Here is a 15,141-nt window from a genome sequence, read left to right as displayed (position 1 = left end):
CGGACGCCGCTCGGCAGTGCACGGGACTTGAGTCCGGCCCTGTCGCCCCTAGCTAACATGGATGTTATCGAGGCTTGAGGTCCCCTGATGTTTGAAGTCGTCGGTTCGGATATCGAGCGCCTGTCTGACACAGATCTGCGTTCCCTGGTCGTCCGGTTGGCCACTAGCGAGCTGCGTAAGCTGGGCCTGCCGCTCTCCTCAGTCACGGCCGGCGGCCATCAGGATGCTGCCGACGGTGGCCTCGACGTGCGCGTGGAGTGTCCGGCCGCTCTGCCTCGGGCCGACTTCGTGCCGCGCCAGCGCACGGGTTTCCAGGTCAAGAAGCCCGACATGGCAGCCAGCGCGATCCGGGAGGAGATGCGACCCAAGGGCGCGCTGCGCCCGGCGATCGTCGAGCTGGCGGCGCAACAGGGTGCCTACATAATCGTCAGCGCCCAAGGCTCCGTCGCCGACAAGCCACTGCGCGAGCGCCGCCAAGCCATGCGTGACCAGCTCAGCGATCTGGCGACGTCGGACGATCTGCATACCGATTTCTATGACCGCGATCGCCTCGCGGCCTGGGTGAATGAATATCCCGGGATCGCGGCATGGGTGCGCGCATGCGCCAACAGGCCGCTCGATGGTTGGAGCTCGGTCGACCGCTGGGGAGGCGCACAGGCCAAGGGGCCATTTCTCACCGACGCCTCCACGTGTTTGGTGGATGAGAGCCGCAAGCCCGGCGAAGCGCTGCAGGTTTTGGACGGCGTCGAGCGTTTGAGGTCAGAGCTGCGGCGCCCGGGCCGTTGCGTCCGGCTCATCGGCTTGTCGGGGCTGGGCAAAACGCGGCTGGTGCAAGCGCTGTTCGAAAAAGACGTGGGCGGGGATCCGCTCGATCCGGGCCTAGCTGCCTATACCGACTATTCGACCGAGACCCGTCCCTCTGCCCGTGACATGGCGCGCGAGCTGATCGGTCGCGGGGAGCCAGCGATCCTGATCGTCGACAACTGCAACCCCGAGACACACTCGGAGCTTGCGAAGCTGTGTTCGGAGTCTGGGGCGTCCATTAGCCCGCTGACGGTGGAGTACGACGTCCGGGAAGACGAGCCCGAGCACACCGATGTCTTTAGGCTTCAGGCCGCCTCCAGCGACCTGCTGGAGAAGTGGCTCGAGCAAACCTTCGATTACATCTCACAGGTCGACCGGCGAACGATCGCCGAGTTCAGCCACGGCAACTTCCGCGTCGCCCGCGCGCTCGCCGAGACGCTCAAGCGCGGCGAGACGCTGGGTCAGGTCAAGAGCCACGATCTGTTCGAGCGCATCTTTCGCCAGCGCAACCTCGAGGACAAGTCACTGCTGATGGCGGCAGAAGACCTGGCGCTGGCGTATTCAGTGAACGGTGAGGACATCAGCTCGGAAGGGGAGCTAGCCCAGCTCGCGGCAATTCGCGGAATCGAGGCAAGGCAGCTCTATGAAGCTATCGCCGAGCTTCGACGCCGCGACGTCGCCCAGGCCCGAGGTCGCTGGCGCGCGATCCTGCCACAGGCCATCGCCAATGGGCTGGCTACCAACGCGCTCGTACGGATCCATCCCGACGCGCTCGACAACCTCATGAGGTCGGCGAGCCCGCGGCTGTGCATTTCGATCGCGCGCCGGCTCGGCAACTTGCATGACAGTCGCGAGGCTCGGGCTGCAGCCGCGCGATGGCTCGTGCCGGGCGGGGCACTGGGTGACCTGTTCAATCTGAGCGGGGATGGTCTGCAGATCGTCACCAACCTCGCGCCCCTGGCCCCGGCGGATGTCCTGAATCGAATCGGCGCCGAGGTGGACGCCCATCCCGAGATCACCGCGAAGGACTCGAGCCACCGCTGGGAATGGATCCGACTGATCAGGGCCCTGGGCTACGACTCGGAGCATTTCGCCGCCGCCGCAGCGCTGCTCGTGCGCTTTATCGCGGCCGAGCCGGAAGGCAACAAGAGTAATTCGGCGCGCGAGGCGTTTGCCGAGATGTTCCACCTGCATCTGTCAGGTACCCAGGCGCCGCCCAAGATGCGTCGTGATCTGGTCGAGGCACTGCTCGACTCGAGCACCCCTGCATTCCAGACGTGTGGACTGCTGGCTCTCAAAGCGCTGTTAAAAACCTCCTATTTCTCTTCCATCACAAGTTTCGACTTCGGCGCGCGGTCGCGGAGTTGGGGCTGGGAGCCCAAGCTCAATCGAGACGTCTGGGACTGGTACGTGCAGGCGATCCGCCTCTGCGCGATGGCGGCCGTTCGGTTTGACGAAGCACGCCGCATCCTTTCAGGTAACGTGCGGGGACTCTGGCGCTATCAGGCCTGCCATGATGCGCTGGAGGATGTGGCGGGTGCGCTCTTGCAAAAGAGGCCGTGGATCGAAGGCTGGATCGCCCTGCGCGCGGCCCTGCGCTTCGATGGAGAGCAAATGCCGCCAGAATTCCGGGAGCGGCTCGAGGCGTTGATCGACCGCCTCAAGCCAACCGACCTACTGCACCGCGCTCGTGCGGGTGTGCTGAGCCTGGGTGCGGACGGCTGGGACATCAGCGACGGGGAGACTGACGACCACGAGGGGATGCGCCCGTGGGAAAAGGCAGCCCTCATGGCGCAGGAAGTCGGCCGCGAGCTGGCGCACGATCCCGCTGTGCGCGAGGAGTTCATGGCCGAACTGATGGTCGCAGGCGACCAGCAGCGTGCCTTCGAGTGCGGAATGGGTCTCGCCGAAGGCGCGACCGATCTAAATGAGACCTGGGCGCTTCTGCTGTCGGATTCGAGAAGGCCGACGTCGCGCGCCGCAATACGACGGTGCTCGGGGGCTTCCTCAGGCGCAGCCACGATCTCGATCCTGCGTTCGCACAGCGCATCCTGGAGGACACCATGCACCGCAGCAGTATGGTGCAAGCCTTGCCTTACTTGCAGGCGCGCGTGGGCATCGACGATGTAGGCATCGAACGGCTGCGGCGAGCCATCACTGCCAAACCGGTCGAGGCGCAGGGATTCGTAAACCTCGCCAACGGGGTCGTCGAGCATTCGCCACCCGAGCCGCTGGCGCGGCTGCTGACCGACGTGGCCGGCCTTCCTGGTGGGGATGTGGTTGCGCTCGACATCCTGCACATGTACTTCTTCGTCAACAAAGCCACTGCTGCCACAGCGCCCGAGCCGCTCCTCAAGGTGGGGCGGCAGATGCTCGCCAAACTGAACCCGGCGCAAGCCTCCGGCCACCGCGCGCACGGCCTGGCCAAGGTTATCAAGATCTGTTGCTCGGGCAGCGGCACGGCCACTTCCATCGCGGTCGCCAGCGCACTCCGATCGGGCCTGGAAGCGGGCGATATCCACTTCTACGAAACTCGTGAGGTCATCAACTCTCTGTGCGAGGCCCAGCCGCATGTCGTTCTGGACACTTTCGTGCTCGCGTCGCCCGAAGACGACGTCATGTGGCGATGGGACATCGGCGGTCGCAAGGGCCTGCCATACAAGTCGATTGGCGCGACCGCGATTCAGGCGTGGGCGTCTGTCGATCCGGAGGCGCGATATGCGCTTCTCGGCCCGGCGATGTCGCTGTTCAGTCGCGGTGATTTCGAGGAAAGCGCGCAGCTCGATCCGCTGTTCGCAGATCTGCTGCGCCTTGCACCCGACAAGACCGCGTTCCTGGGCCGCTTCGATCACCAGGTGCATTCGAATCAGTGGAGTGGCTCGCTCAAGGCGATGCTCGAAAGCCGGCGGGCCGAACTGGTGCGGTTGGCCAAGGAGATGTCTGGGGAGGTTGCCGACTGGGTTAACCAAGGACTGCCGGACCTCAATCGCTGGATTGACAGCGCTGGAGACATGGACCGCGATCAGGAAGAGAGCTTTGAGTGATGCCCAGCGCACCCGGAGGTGCGTGGGCCTGTAAGAGCGTGGGTGAATTCGGCTGGCCTTCGCGCGGCGGGCGTCTTAAGGTCGCCGAGCTTCCCTGAAGCCATAGGTCCACCTTGCATCATTGGCCCGGAGCCGGGCGGCGAACGTACTCCACCCGGGTATATGTCCATGGACTTCATGACTATGCCACTGAACGGCATCTTGGTAGGTTCAACGTGACGCGTGCTTTGCCATCTCGAGTGCGCGGTCCCGTCGAACAGCCTCCGTGATACCGACAACGGCGGCGACCCAGCTCGCTCTTGCGACTGCACGTGCCGCCGTTGGCCAGGCGAGCATTGCAGATGACCCTTCCGGGCTTCGAAGCGCGCGGCGTGACCACCGATCTGGGAGGTAGCGACAAGCAATCGGTTAGCTGCTTCAGTTTCATAAACTCACCTAAGTCTTACGCGCGCGCATCAGGAACCCGACCTAGCCGAGACCTAGCGTGCGGCAACGCTGGCGATCACTCTTCTTGAAGCGAGGCGCGTCCCCGCGATGCTGGCCGCACTGGCTACGATTTGGGGCAGCGATGCGGGTACAACGCATTCCCACCTCGGTCTTGGCGTTGCACTGGGGCCTGCCCAATCTCCGGGCCATTGCTTGAGCGCGCCTCTGTGCCGCGATACAGCCCTTTTTTGACAGCTCCTTTTGTGCTAGGCGTCGCAAGCCTTCGACGCCACCAGCCTTCTCGCAGAAGGTCTCCAGCGCACGCTTCTTTTCCTCTGAGCTTGGCAATTGGAGGCTCACGCGTCACCTCCTACGATGACCGCTGGGGGAGTGTGCCGGCGCCCAGCGCCAGCCGCACCCGCGAGTAAGGTCTGGATCTCCGCAATGTAGCGTCGGGCTACTTCAGGACGGGCCACATTCACCACAGGCTGGACATGCTCGATCTCCCCAGCCACCGTCACCGGTAGCAGCTCACCACGCATAACTAGCTCACAAGTTACGTCGTAGGCCTCCTTACGCGTCCGCTTGGCGTCGCTCGCGCTGGCATGCCGATGAGCATGGCCGTCGATGTGCTGCCAGACCAGACGCGAGAAGGGGCTACGCTCCGCATTGCTGCGGGTCAGCAACTCGACATTGACTACCGCGAAGCTAGGGATGCCCAGGCACACCGAGCGGAAGCGCGGCGCACTCGGGGGGAACTCGGCACCTTCGGTGCGACAAGCATCAAAGCCTGCATCGATCTGAGCACGGTTCAGCCCGGCGAGCGTACGGGCCCATTCCGCGCCAACAAGGCTGCGCGGCTGGTCGCCGTAGTTGCTAGTCCAGGTGTTGCCGTAGAGCCCGGTCATGTGCAGCCAGATATAGTCAGCGAGGGAGGCGGGTGGCTTCGTCGAGGATGAACCTGGCGTCACGGTGTCGGGCTTCGAGGACGTTTTTCTCGACACGCTCGGCAGAACTGAGGCTGCGACGGAAGCTGCTGATTGCATTCGGGGTCTCCTTGGCCGCATCAGCGACCATTCGGCGGGCGGCGTCGGCGAGGTCAGCGAGACCGCGTGCCGTGGCCCAGATGAGAACTTCGTTAGGGTTGTGGCCGTTGTTGGCGATGGTGCGGAGCTGGCCCAATGCGAGCATCCGGCGGGCGGTAGTCCACTTACCTTGCTGGCAGTGATGTTGATCGAACAGTTCCCATGCAGCGGGATCGACATCAGTGGGCAGTTGCGCGCTCGCCATTAGGGCTCTTTCAGCGAGCGGCAGACCATCTGGAGCAATTGCATTTTTAGTCTTGTCTCTGTCTTGTCCCTGTCCTGTCTCTTGGTGAACGTCACGATGCCTGTTGCGCTTCTCGTGACAAACATCGTCACGTTCAACGTAACGTTCTGGCCGCGTGTTCCGACGTGCTTCCGTCGCCGCCTTAGTGCGCGCGCGCTGCCTTACCTTATGCTCCCATGCATCACGTGCCTTCTCAGCCACCACAGGGTGGTACAGCAGACCATCGTTGCACTTCATCCAGCCGGCCAACACCTGCGACCTGATCTTCTTCCAGGTCTTGAGATCGACCATCGTCAGGCGTGCCAGCACCTTGTCACTATCGGGGAGCGACGCGGCGGGAACCTGGTGCCAAGACTCAGCCCATAGGCACATAGAGGCGTGGGCGATGCGTGGGTTGTCCGCGGCCTCGATCCAGGTCCTGGAGGTGAGCAGCCGCCGAACATCCAACGGCATAAAGTTGAACCCGCGCAGGTCGACTTCCGCGGGAACAAGGGGCGCAAGCAATTCGCCATCTTCGATTGTCGTCCTACTCTGAAGGGGCTGTCGAAGATTCGCCGCTTCGTGCGGACGACCGATGTCATGATCATTGTGCGTCGCCAGCGCACGATCCTTTTCCCGGCCCCGGTCCTCGCAGACCGGGGCCGCTTCGCTTTCAGCGTTCACATGTCCTCCTATCAGCGCGTGGCGCCATAGGTCTTGTTGTAGTAGTCGGTCAGATCCTGGGCCGTCATTCGAGAGCCCTTTTGTCGTGCGGCCGCGAGGAACTGGGTCAGCGAAGGTCTGCCTTGCGGCGCCTGCACAATCAGGGCCGCCACCTGTTCCCGGATCGGCTCGGCCATTGCCTCGCGCTCCTCGGGTTTCAGCAGCACGTTTTCGCTGATCGCCTGCAATTGCTGATTCAAGGCGTTGAATCGGAGCGCGGGCGTGACCTGTCCATCAGGCGGCAACTGCTCTCGGAACGGCTGGCCATCAACGGTTTGCACTGGCATCACGGTGCCGTCGTTGCGGAGCAGGTGGGTGGAGCCGTCTCGTGCCGTCAAGGTGCGTGTAACCTGCCGTCCTTTCGAAGTTTGCTCCTGGCTCCTCGATCGCGCGTCCTGATTAGCTTGGTCCGCGGTGAGCTGCCGCTGCACTACTGCCTCGGCCGTCTGCGCGTTGAGCCGTTGGCCCTGCAGCGCCATTTCTGCACTCACGCGCGCATCGTCGCGAATGGCCTCGTTCGCAAAGCCGGATTCCTGGGCAAGCTGGTCCATGAGTGCGCGGCGCATAGTCGGGCTGCCGCGACCTAGGCGCGCGATGTCGCTTTGGATCTCACCGCGGCGAATCTCTGCACGCCGCTCCGCCTCGCCCAGAATACCGATGACAGCGCCGTGCACTCGGTCGGTTAGCCCACGATGCACTGCGACCGGCGACGGTACTGTCGTCGGCACGGTAGCGACGCTGGTCGTCGGGCCCACAGGAGCGGACGGTATTTGCCCGCTGCGCTCCTGCATCTTCTGGATGCTGCTGTTGTCGTAGACGTTCTCGCCGAACTCACCCCGGCCGACCGCCACAGAGCCCGGGTGGCCAGTCAACGTGCGCAGAACAGGCGCATTCGGGGGAGTGCCAGAAGCGCTGGCCGCCGCGCCCCCGGCGAGCTTGGGCGCAACGATGGTGGGCGCCGCCGGCGTTGGCGAGATCGTGGTGGACTTTTGCGCAGTAGGCGCCGCCGCGAGTGCCGTTGCTGGCATCGGAAGCGGATCCTTACCGGTCAGGCCGCGCGCAAAGTTCGCCACACCTTCCGTTACGGAACCTCGCGCGCGACGGTAGGCCGGTGCGATGCCTGTGGCTTCGGCAAGCGTTGGAGCCATCAATGGTGTCGTCTGCAGTGCAGCGCTCAAGGCACGGCCGGCGGTATGCGCGCCGGACGTTCCGCTGGCGGTTGTGGGCAGCGTGCGAGGCGGCCGCGGCTTGGTTTGAATCGGCTCGAGGTCGCTCATGCTGCCGCCTTTGCGCCGGCAGCGCCTTCGATCAAGGCCCTGATGTCCTCGACGCGCCATGCCGTAATGCGCGAGCCCAGCGAGCGTGTGGGCTGCGGGTAGCGGCCAGAGCGCACTCCTGCCCACCAGGTGGAGCGGGAGACCGGGATCAATCGCAGAACTTCGGGGAGCCGCAGGAACCCCGTCTCGGGTAGCGCGGCGGAACTGCTCGCTTGCATTGCCTTCTCCTCTACCGGCCCGGAATGGGCGGCTTGGGATAAGCAAGCTATGACACGGTGCGCCCGCGAATGGACAGATTCACCACTCGAGAACCGAGCCGGTAAATCCGCTCATCTGTCTTCACTCCTCCAGATCTTCGAGCAGCCCCTTTCCCTGTTTCATGATAGGGATTAGATCTTCGGGGGCATTCGCTCCCGCTGCTTCCAGTGCTCCGCGAAGCAGCCGGGCATAAGCTGCTCCACCACGCGGGGATTGCGCATATCTGCGATCGCTGCCCATCGTGGGCCTCATCCGCAACGTGTCCCGCAGTACACGCGCAACTTCATAAGCGAGGTACGCTCGCGAGTGGTCATCTTCGTGATCAGGCTGCATCTTTGCCTTCTCGTACTCGTCGAACGCCGCATTTGCCCAGCGGGCCAGCCTCCCGATCGGTCCACACTTCGCGCACAGCGCCGATAGTGCATCAGGCGGCAAGTGCGTCAACACCTCGACGCTCCTCCGCAATGATTCGCTCAACTCCGCCAAAGCTTCCCGCTTCATGGCGATACCACCACGCCCGCATAGACCCCCCTTTATCTCCTTTCCACTAATGCTGTCGAACATCCGGTCTTCTAGTTTCACTTCCGCATGCGGGTACCCCTGACGGAAGCTGGTGATGGCCCGCTGCAACTCTGCCAGTGCTGTGCTGCGCATTTCGTCGCTGGCGTGTGCCGCTATATCGCCGATCAACTTTTGCAAGGTCTTGAGTTCGGGATCAGCCCGTAAGATTGCCCCGCGTCGCCTTCTTTCACTGCTCTCCATGCCGCCCCCTGTGCCCTGAGGAAGGGCCGCACCCGTACCGGCAGGGTTTGCCGGATTACTAGTCGGGCTGGGTGCGGCTGTTTGCTATCAGCTCGCCAATGCCGCTTGGCGCATTCTCCCTGCGAGCCGTTCTATCGTCGTCGCCGCGCTGACGGCGCCCACAAAACCTGGCGCTGACAACCTCGCTCCATATTCCGGATGATCAGGGCCAATCGCTTCGATTGTCCCACCAGTATCGATGGTCACAACATGCGGGCCGCCTAATGCCATCCCTTGAGCGGCTAACAGATCGCTGGCAATTGTGGCAGCCATCACCCAGACGTTTCCTAGTCGAATCGGTTGAGCTCGGTCGATTTCCGCAATGGCTTGCTGATCAGTACTGCAATTCTCTGGCCTGCATCCTCTAGAAATGGCGTGGATGGGAATAATGTTGCTGTACAGGTCTACACTTTCGATTGCCATGATCGCCTCCTTGTCAGGCGGTTGTGGAAGGCGGGCCGGGTGTTACTAGCACCCGGTTCCGCCGCTTTAATGAAGCCGGCAATCGGCCAGACGGACGTGACCAACCGCACTCATCCGGCCTTCCGCTTGAGCGAAACCACTTTCTCGGTGTTCTCGCGCAGTTGATCAAGATAGGCCGCCCACGCTTGCATCATCTTGCGGCGCTCGGCGAGGTGGGTCGCGCGGTTGTAGGCGCGGCCATTCGGATCACGCACGGCGTGCGCTAGCTGGTGCTCGATGAAGTCGGGGCGGAACCCCAGCGTTTCGTCCAGCACCGTGCGCGCCATCGCGCGGAAGCCGTGCCAGCTCATTTCGTCCTTGGCGTAGCCCATCCGGCGCAAGGCGGCGGTCACGGCGTTGTTACTCATAGGCCGCTTTGGCGAGCGACCACCGGGGAACACATAGCGGCGGCGCCCCGTCAGTGCGTGCAATTCACGCAGGATAGTTAGCGCCTGGTCCGACAGAGGGACAAGATGCGGTTCGCGCATCTTCATCTTGTGCGCTGGGATGGTCCACTCGGCGCGATCCAAGTCGATCTCCGACCATTCGGCATGCCGCAACTCGCCGGGACGGACGAAGACCAAGGGTGCCAATCGCAGGGCGCAACGGGTCACGAAGCTGCCGGTGTAGCCATCGCAGGCGCGAAGCAGCCCGCCAATCGCTGCCGTGTCGGTGATAGCCGCATGGTGTCTTTCGGGGGCAGGGGAGAGTGCACCTTTCAGGTCGGCTACAGGGTTGCGCTCCGCGCGTCCCGTAGCGATGGCGTAGCGCATGACCTGCCCGCAGTTTTGCAGGATTCGATACGCCGACTCGATGGCTCCGCGTTCCTCTATGCGGCGGGCCACCTTGAGAAACTCAGGAGCGATGAGTTCCGACACTGGGCGCGCACCGATCCACGGAAACACATCATTGTCTAGCCAAGCCGTGACTTTGACCTTGTAACCGTCTACCCAATCTCGCTTATCCAGCCATTCGCGGGCGACTACTTCAAAGCTGTTCGCGGCTCGCTCCTCGCCGGCCGCTTTGCTGGCCTTGCGGTGCTCGCCGGGATCGACACCTGCAGCCAACAGCTTGCGTACCTCGGCATGGCGTTCGCGCGCGTCCGCCAGTCCAACATCGGGATAGGTGCCCAAGCTCAACGTGTTGCGTTTGCCTGTGATCGGTCGGCGGTAATCCCATCGCCACCAGCGCGCGCTGTCCGGGCGCAGCAGCAGATAGAGGCCACCACCGTCGCGCAGCTTTTGCGGTTTGTCGGCAGGCTTGGCCTTGCGGATCGCGGTGTCACTCAGAGGCATGGCGGTAACAGGCTGGGTGGGGTGCACCGTTACCGTCATTGTTACCGCCAATTACCGCGGGATTGCAAGGGTTGTCATCGGACGTGATAGGACACAAAAAAGGCCGAAACCCTTGATTTTATTGAGGATTTCGGCCTATTTTGGACGTCGCTGGACTAGTAAATGGTGGAGGTGGGGGGAATTGAACCCCCGTCCGAAGGCACTCCATCCCCGGCACTACATGCTTAGCGCTCCGTTAGATCTCGCCCCCGGACAGCACGGCGCGCAAAGCGCATCCGGGGACCAGCCTGTTTTGGGTTAACCGGGAGCTGACAGACAACGGCCCCAAGCGATTCCGTGATGATGACCCTACGCTGCGAACACGGACATAAGCAGTTTCGGGGCTAGGCCTTAAGCGGCCAGAGCGTAGTTGTCGTCGTTGGCAACTATGAGTTTTGCAGCTGGATTTACGAGGAAAGCTACCCCCTCGGCATGCGCCAGGCGATTTCGCGACCCCCGTCGAAGCCAGTGCACCCCCGGGGACAGCTCACGCTGACGTGATCAGTATAGGGGCACACGGCGCCGACTCAAGTCGCACGGTCCAAAGTAAGGGTCTTTGTTCACCCGGCGACGCGCTCGCGGCCGCCTAGTATCCTGCCGGTCATGCCCGTCGACGCCGCCCCCGACGCTCCCAACCCGGATCTGGCCGACCTGGCGCCACGGCGTGGTTACCTGCTGGCGCTGATCGTGCTGGTCGGCTCGCTGGTGCTGGTGTTCGCGACCTGGCGCGTCGCGCGTGATCGCGAGTTGCGTGCCGCCCAGGCCAGCTTTGTCGGCAATACCAATGAAGTGTCCGATCTGCTGCGCCAGGGCATGGTCAATTACGAGCTGGTGGCGCGTGGCGGCGTGTCGCTGTTCGCCTCGGTGGCGCGACCGACGCCGACGCAGTGGAAGGCCTATGTCGAAGGCATGGACCTGGGCAACCGCTTCCCCGGAATGGTGGGGCTCGGTTATGGCGGACAGGTGTCGAGCGCGATGCTCGACGACCTGCAGACAGAATGGCGCGATTCCGGCTATGGCCTGCTGGAGGTGCGTCCGCATGGTGCGCGTCCGGAGTACGGGCCTGTCCTCTACCTTGAGCCGAAGACGGCCGCCAACGTCGCCGCGATCGGTTATGACATGTATTCCGAACCGGTCCGTAGGGCGACCATGACCGCGGCGCTCGAATCCGGTCGGGCGACCTTGTCCGGACCGGTGCACCTGATCCAGGATGCGCCGCTCAAAACCACGGGCCTGCTGCTTTACCTGCCGGTGTACCGGGGCGGAGACCACCCGCGCACGGCCGCGGCGCGGCGCGAGTCGATGCGCGGCTGGGTCTATGTGCCATTGCGGATGGAGGGCTTTGTCCGCAATACGCTCGGTGCTGCGCACCAGGGCATGCGTTTCCAGATCTATGACGTCAGCGGTGCGCACGAGCAACTGCTGTACATCACGCCAGGCGAGAGGCTGGAGCAGTCGCCCGCGTTCCGTCAGAGTACGGAATTCATGCAGTACGGCCGCCGCTGGCGGGTCGATTTCCAGTCGCCGCCTTTGGCCGGTGCGGCGCCGCGCCTGCAGAGTCTGCAGAACATGCTGGCGCTGGGCCTGTTCTCGTCGCTGCTGTTGTACGCGATCGCGTGGATGCTGGCGCGCACCGAGGCCCAGGCCTACAAGATCGCAGTGCGGATGACCGAGGACTACCGGCGCAGCGAGCAGCGCTTCCGCAGCGCGATGCAGTACTCGGCGATCGGCAAGGCGCTGCTCGACAGCGAGGGGTGCATCGTCGAGGCCAATCCGTCGTTGGCGACGATCGTGGGCATTCCTGCGGCGGATCTGGTGGGCACGCGCTTCGACGCCCTGTTCGAGAGCGATGAGCCGGAGATGATTGCCCGCGCCACCGGCACGACCGATGCGCTCGGTGTGCATCGGGCTACCCGCCGCCTGCACCGTGAGGGTGGCGAGCCACGCCAGGCGCAGCTGACTTATTCGCCGGTACCGGGCCACGTTGGCCAGGACGTGAGCGGCCTGGTGCAGGTCGAGGACGTCACCGAGCGCCTGCGGGCCGAAGCGCGGGTGCATGCGCTCAACCGCACGCTGGAAGCCCGCGTGGCCCTGCGCACGCGCGAGTTGAGTCAAGCCAACCAGGAACTGGAGGCGTTCGCCTACAGCGTGTCGCACGACCTGCGCGCGCCGCTGCGGGCGATCGATGGTTTCAGCCGCATCCTGATCGAGCGTCACAGCGCCGGTCTGGACGAGGCCGGGCGGAGCTACCTGGCGCGTGTGCGCAAGGCCGCGGCGCGCATGGGCGAACTGATCGATGCACTGCTGAAGATGTCGCGCCTGACCCGCAGCGAGCTCAAGCTCGAGCGAGTGGATCTCAGCCGCATCGCCAGCGAGATCATCGACGAACTGAGCATCGGCAACGGCAGGCGTTCGACCGAAGTGCGTATCGAGCCGGAGTTGTACGTGATCGGCGACGCGGCGTTGTTGCGCAACCTGCTGGGCAACCTGCTCGGCAATGCCTGGAAGTTCACCCGCGATCGCGCTGACGCGTGCATCGAGTTCGGCGCGGTAGCCAGGGAGCAGGGCCCGGAGTATTTCGTCCGCGACAACGGCGCCGGCTTTGCCCAGCAGTATGTCGACAAGCTGTTCCGCCCGTTCCAGCGCCTGCACAACAACGACGAGTTTGCCGGTCACGGCATCGGCCTGGCCTCGGTCAAGCGCATTGTCGAGCGCCATGGTGGCGTCATCCGCGCCGAGGGCACGGAAGGCGAGGGCGCGACGTTCTGGTTCACGCTGCCGCGCGAGAAGCTTGGCGACTGAGGGCCATCCTGCAGTGCACCTGCATATTTCGGTCCCGGTTTATCCAGCCCCCAGGTTGAGGGCGATTCGCGCTTTAGGCGCGAATGGGGGATGGAAGCGCAGCGTGGGGCCCGGGGTTTGCGCAGCAAATCCTGGGGTTTCCGGGCGCAGCCTGGAAACTACGCATCCTTGTTGCGATGGCGCATCACGCGCTGCTTCTCGCGCGCCCAGTCGCGGTCCTTGTCGGACTGGCGCTTGTCGTGGTTCTGCTTGCCCTTGGCCAGCGCCAGCTCGGCCTTGACCTTGTTGCCCTTCCAGTACAGCGCGGTGGGCACCACGGTGTAGCCATCACGTTGGATGAGGCCGATCAGGTTGTCGATCTCGCGGCGGTGCAGCAGCAGCTTGCGCGTGCGACGGTCGTTGGCGACGACGTGGGTCGAGGCCGAAATCAGTGGGGTGAACTGCGAGCCGATCAGGAACAGCTCGCTGTGCAGCACCACCGCGTAGGCGTCGGCGATGTTGGCGCGGCCGGCGCGGATCGACTTCAGCTCCCAGCCCTGCAGCTCCAGGCCGGCTTCGAAGCGCTCCTCCAGGTGGTAGTCGTGGCGCGCGCGCTTGTTCAGCGCGATGGTGCCGCCACCGCCGCCCTTTCCTTTATCCTTGCCGGCCTTGCTTGCCGCTCTGATCACAGAATTCTTAGCCATCTGGCCTATTGTCCTCGAAAGCGGGGCCGACAGGTGATACCGACATGCAGACCATCCGCCGTTCCGCCCTCGTCGAGCATTCCACCGCGCGCATGTTCGCGCTGGTCAATGATGTGGCCGCCTATCCGCGCCGATTTGACTGGTGCGATGGCGTGCAGGTGCTTGAATCCGACCCCGGTCGCATGGTGGCGCGGCTCGATCTTGGCCTGGGCGCCCTGCGCACCTGGTTCACCACCGAGAACACTCTGTCGCCGCCGCACCACATCGAACTCAAGCTGATCGATGGTCCGTTCCGCAGCCTCAGTGGGCGCTGGGAGTTCCACGCCCTCGACGAGTCCGCCTGCAAGGTCACGCTGACGCTCAGCTTCGAGCCGGCGGTGAAGCTGCTCGGGCCGGCACTGGCGATCGGCTTCCAGAGCCTGGCCGACCGCATGGTTGACGACTTCGTCCGCGTCGCCGACAGCGGGGAAGAGGCGTGAAGATCGAGGTCGTCCGCGCCTGGCCGCGGCGTTTCGAGGCCGTGGAACTGGAGCTGGCGGAGGGCACCTGCGTGGCCGATGCGCTCAACGCGGCCGGTTTCGAGCACGATGCCGAGGCAGTGGCCTACGCGGTGTTCGGCGTGCGCGCGACGCTGCAGGCGCCGTTGCACGACGGCGACCGGGTCGAGCTGCTGCGGCCGTTACAGGCCGATCCGAAAGAGGCGCGGCGGCGTCGCGCGGATCTGAAGACGAAACCCCGACTGTAGTCTGGACGAAGCGATGCCCGGGTTTACCGCCCGCGGCGCTTGCTCTTGTCCTTGGCCAGGTTGCGACCGAACTGCTTCGGCGCGGACTTGGCGATGGCCTCGTCCTGCTCGGGGAAGTAATCGCCTTCCCACTTGGCGAGGCTGTCGTTCTCGAACCACAGCGTCAGGTTCTTGATTTCGGTGTTGCCGCGGCGGTTGGTGCGCTGGGTCGAGGTGTAGTCCCAACGGTTGTGGTGGAACGGGTCCTCGACCGACGGCGAACCCAGCAACAAGTTCACCTGCTGCTTGCTCATGCCGGTCTGCAGCTGATCGACGTTGGCCTTCTCGAGCAGGTTGCCCTGGTAGATCGGTTGCTTGTACAGGATGCCGCAGCCGCTGGTGACCAGGGCGATCGAAAGGACCAGCAGGAGCTTGTGCATCGTGTGCTTGGGCATCGGTGTCTGCGACAGGCGGATAACGCACCGATGATACACT

General features: G+C 64.0%; 15 protein-coding genes and 1 other RNA gene. 5 read left to right on the top strand and 11 right to left on the bottom strand.

Translation table 11 applies throughout. The annotated features are described in order from the left end of the window. The first annotated feature begins 87 nt into the window (after positions 1–87). Together ACFOLC_RS00920 and ACFOLC_RS00915 are read left to right on the top strand one after the other, a co-directional pair. A complete protein-coding gene (locus tag ACFOLC_RS00920; protein ID WP_386756819.1) occupies positions 88–2,934 on the top strand; it encodes a hypothetical protein in 2,847 nt (948 codons plus the stop codon). Next, on the top strand, positions 2,868–3,848 hold the full coding sequence (locus ACFOLC_RS00915; protein WP_386756818.1) for a hypothetical protein: 981 nt from the start codon (positions 2,868–2,870) through the stop codon (positions 3,846–3,848). Before ACFOLC_RS00920 ends, ACFOLC_RS00915 begins: the two co-directional genes overlap by 67 nt. 181 nt (positions 3,849–4,029) lie before the next feature. On the opposite strand, the gene ACFOLC_RS00910 is transcribed toward ACFOLC_RS00915, so the two are convergent. From ACFOLC_RS00910 to ssrA, 9 genes are all read right to left on the bottom strand, one after another. Then, positions 4,030–4,275 (bottom strand): HGGxSTG domain-containing protein, encoded by a 246-nt coding sequence (locus tag ACFOLC_RS00910; RefSeq protein ID WP_386756816.1) that lies wholly within the window; start codon positions 4,273–4,275, stop codon positions 4,030–4,032. 355 nt (positions 4,276–4,630) lie between these two features. After that, the gene (locus ACFOLC_RS00905) at positions 4,631–5,182 is read right to left on the bottom strand and encodes a hypothetical protein (protein ID WP_386756815.1); all 552 of its coding nucleotides are present in this window, start codon (positions 5,180–5,182) and stop codon (positions 4,631–4,633) included. A gap of 16 nt (positions 5,183–5,198) precedes the next feature. Then, positions 5,199–6,266 (bottom strand): DUF1376 domain-containing protein, encoded by a 1,068-nt coding sequence (locus ACFOLC_RS00900; RefSeq protein WP_386756814.1) that lies wholly within the window; start codon positions 6,264–6,266, stop codon positions 5,199–5,201. 11 nt (positions 6,267–6,277) lie between these two features. Continuing rightward, positions 6,278–7,582, bottom strand: a complete 1,305-nt coding sequence (locus ACFOLC_RS00895) for a hypothetical protein (protein ID WP_386756813.1) — start codon at positions 7,580–7,582, stop codon at positions 6,278–6,280. Beyond that, complete coding sequence (locus tag ACFOLC_RS00890; protein ID WP_386756812.1) at positions 7,579–7,800, bottom strand: helix-turn-helix transcriptional regulator; 222 nt, start codon at positions 7,798–7,800, stop codon at positions 7,579–7,581. The genes ACFOLC_RS00895 and ACFOLC_RS00890 overlap by 4 nt, the downstream gene beginning before the upstream one ends. A gap of 121 nt (positions 7,801–7,921) precedes the next feature. Continuing rightward, on the bottom strand, positions 7,922–8,539 hold the full coding sequence (locus ACFOLC_RS00885; RefSeq protein ID WP_386756811.1) for a hypothetical protein: 618 nt from the start codon (positions 8,537–8,539) through the stop codon (positions 7,922–7,924). A 150-nt stretch (positions 8,540–8,689) separates the two neighbouring features. Further along, on the bottom strand, positions 8,690–9,064 hold the full coding sequence (locus tag ACFOLC_RS00880) for a hypothetical protein (RefSeq protein WP_386756810.1): 375 nt from the start codon (positions 9,062–9,064) through the stop codon (positions 8,690–8,692). A gap of 110 nt (positions 9,065–9,174) precedes the next feature. Then, positions 9,175–10,437, bottom strand: a complete 1,263-nt coding sequence (locus ACFOLC_RS00875; protein ID WP_386756808.1) for a tyrosine-type recombinase/integrase — start codon at positions 10,435–10,437, stop codon at positions 9,175–9,177. A 124-nt stretch (positions 10,438–10,561) separates the two neighbouring features. After that, positions 10,562–10,915: a transfer-messenger RNA gene (gene ssrA / locus ACFOLC_RS00870) on the bottom strand. 125 nt (positions 10,916–11,040) lie between these two features. On the opposite strand from ssrA, the gene ACFOLC_RS00865 reads away from it, so the two are divergent. Next, complete coding sequence (locus ACFOLC_RS00865; protein ID WP_386756807.1) at positions 11,041–13,239, top strand: CHASE domain-containing protein; 2,199 nt, start codon at positions 11,041–11,043, stop codon at positions 13,237–13,239. A 158-nt stretch (positions 13,240–13,397) separates the two neighbouring features. Here ACFOLC_RS00865 and smpB read toward each other — a convergent pair whose 3' ends face one another. Further along, positions 13,398–13,922: an SsrA-binding protein SmpB gene (gene smpB, locus ACFOLC_RS00860; protein WP_386756806.1), complete on the bottom strand. Its 525-nt coding sequence runs from the start codon at positions 13,920–13,922 to the stop codon at positions 13,398–13,400. A gap of 44 nt (positions 13,923–13,966) precedes the next feature. Here smpB and ACFOLC_RS00855 point away from each other — a divergent pair, with 44 nt between their 5' ends. Both ACFOLC_RS00855 and ACFOLC_RS00850 read left to right on the top strand, forming a co-directional pair. After that, entirely contained in the window at positions 13,967–14,401 is a 435-nt protein-coding gene (locus tag ACFOLC_RS00855) for a type II toxin-antitoxin system RatA family toxin (RefSeq protein ID WP_386756805.1), read from the top strand. Next, a complete protein-coding gene (locus ACFOLC_RS00850) occupies positions 14,398–14,667 on the top strand; it encodes an RnfH family protein (RefSeq protein ID WP_386756804.1) in 270 nt (89 codons plus the stop codon). The genes ACFOLC_RS00855 and ACFOLC_RS00850 overlap by 4 nt, the downstream gene beginning before the upstream one ends. A gap of 23 nt (positions 14,668–14,690) precedes the next feature. Here the strand turns inward: ACFOLC_RS00850 and ACFOLC_RS00845 are convergent, their stop codons facing one another. Then, positions 14,691–15,086 carry an outer membrane protein assembly factor BamE gene (locus tag ACFOLC_RS00845; RefSeq protein ID WP_386757911.1) on the bottom strand — a complete coding sequence of 132 codons (396 nt, stop codon included), beginning with the start codon at positions 15,084–15,086 and terminating at the stop codon, positions 14,691–14,693. Positions 15,087–15,141 lie beyond the last annotated feature (55 nt).

Origin of the sequence: Lysobacter cavernae, assembly GCF_042648505.1 — a bacterium.
In the GTDB taxonomy this organism is placed as follows: domain Bacteria; phylum Pseudomonadota; class Gammaproteobacteria; order Xanthomonadales; family Xanthomonadaceae; genus Lysobacter_L; species Lysobacter_L cavernae.
Note: the sequence above shows the minus strand (reverse complement) of the source record. Positions and strands in the feature narration are given on the sequence as shown.

Excerpts from the sequence above, each read along its gene's own strand:
- ACFOLC_RS00895 (WP_386756813.1), bottom strand. The coding sequence starts at position 7,582 with ATGAGCGACCTCGAGCCGATTCAAACCAAGCCGCGGCCGCCTCGCACG.
- ACFOLC_RS00880 (WP_386756810.1), bottom strand. The coding sequence starts at position 9,064 with ATGGCAATCGAAAGTGTAGACCTGTACAGCAACATTATTCCCATCCAC.
- ACFOLC_RS00875 (WP_386756808.1), bottom strand. The coding sequence starts at position 10,437 with ATGACGGTAACGGTGCACCCCACCCAGCCTGTTACCGCCATGCCTCTG.
- ACFOLC_RS00890 (WP_386756812.1), bottom strand. The coding sequence starts at position 7,800 with ATGCAAGCGAGCAGTTCCGCCGCGCTACCCGAGACGGGGTTCCTGCGG.
- ACFOLC_RS00865 (WP_386756807.1), top strand. The coding sequence starts at position 11,041 with ATGCCCGTCGACGCCGCCCCCGACGCTCCCAACCCGGATCTGGCCGAC.
- smpB (WP_386756806.1), bottom strand. The coding sequence starts at position 13,922 with ATGGCTAAGAATTCTGTGATCAGAGCGGCAAGCAAGGCCGGCAAGGAT.
- ACFOLC_RS00845 (WP_386757911.1), bottom strand. The coding sequence starts at position 15,086 with ATGCACAAGCTCCTGCTGGTCCTTTCGATCGCCCTGGTCACCAGCGGC.
- ACFOLC_RS00910 (WP_386756816.1), bottom strand. The coding sequence starts at position 4,275 with ATGAAACTGAAGCAGCTAACCGATTGCTTGTCGCTACCTCCCAGATCG.
- ACFOLC_RS00915 (WP_386756818.1), top strand. The coding sequence starts at position 2,868 with ATGCACCGCAGCAGTATGGTGCAAGCCTTGCCTTACTTGCAGGCGCGC.
- ACFOLC_RS00905 (WP_386756815.1), bottom strand. The coding sequence starts at position 5,182 with ATGACCGGGCTCTACGGCAACACCTGGACTAGCAACTACGGCGACCAG.
- ACFOLC_RS00855 (WP_386756805.1), top strand. The coding sequence starts at position 13,967 with ATGCAGACCATCCGCCGTTCCGCCCTCGTCGAGCATTCCACCGCGCGC.
- ACFOLC_RS00920 (WP_386756819.1), top strand. The coding sequence starts at position 88 with ATGTTTGAAGTCGTCGGTTCGGATATCGAGCGCCTGTCTGACACAGAT.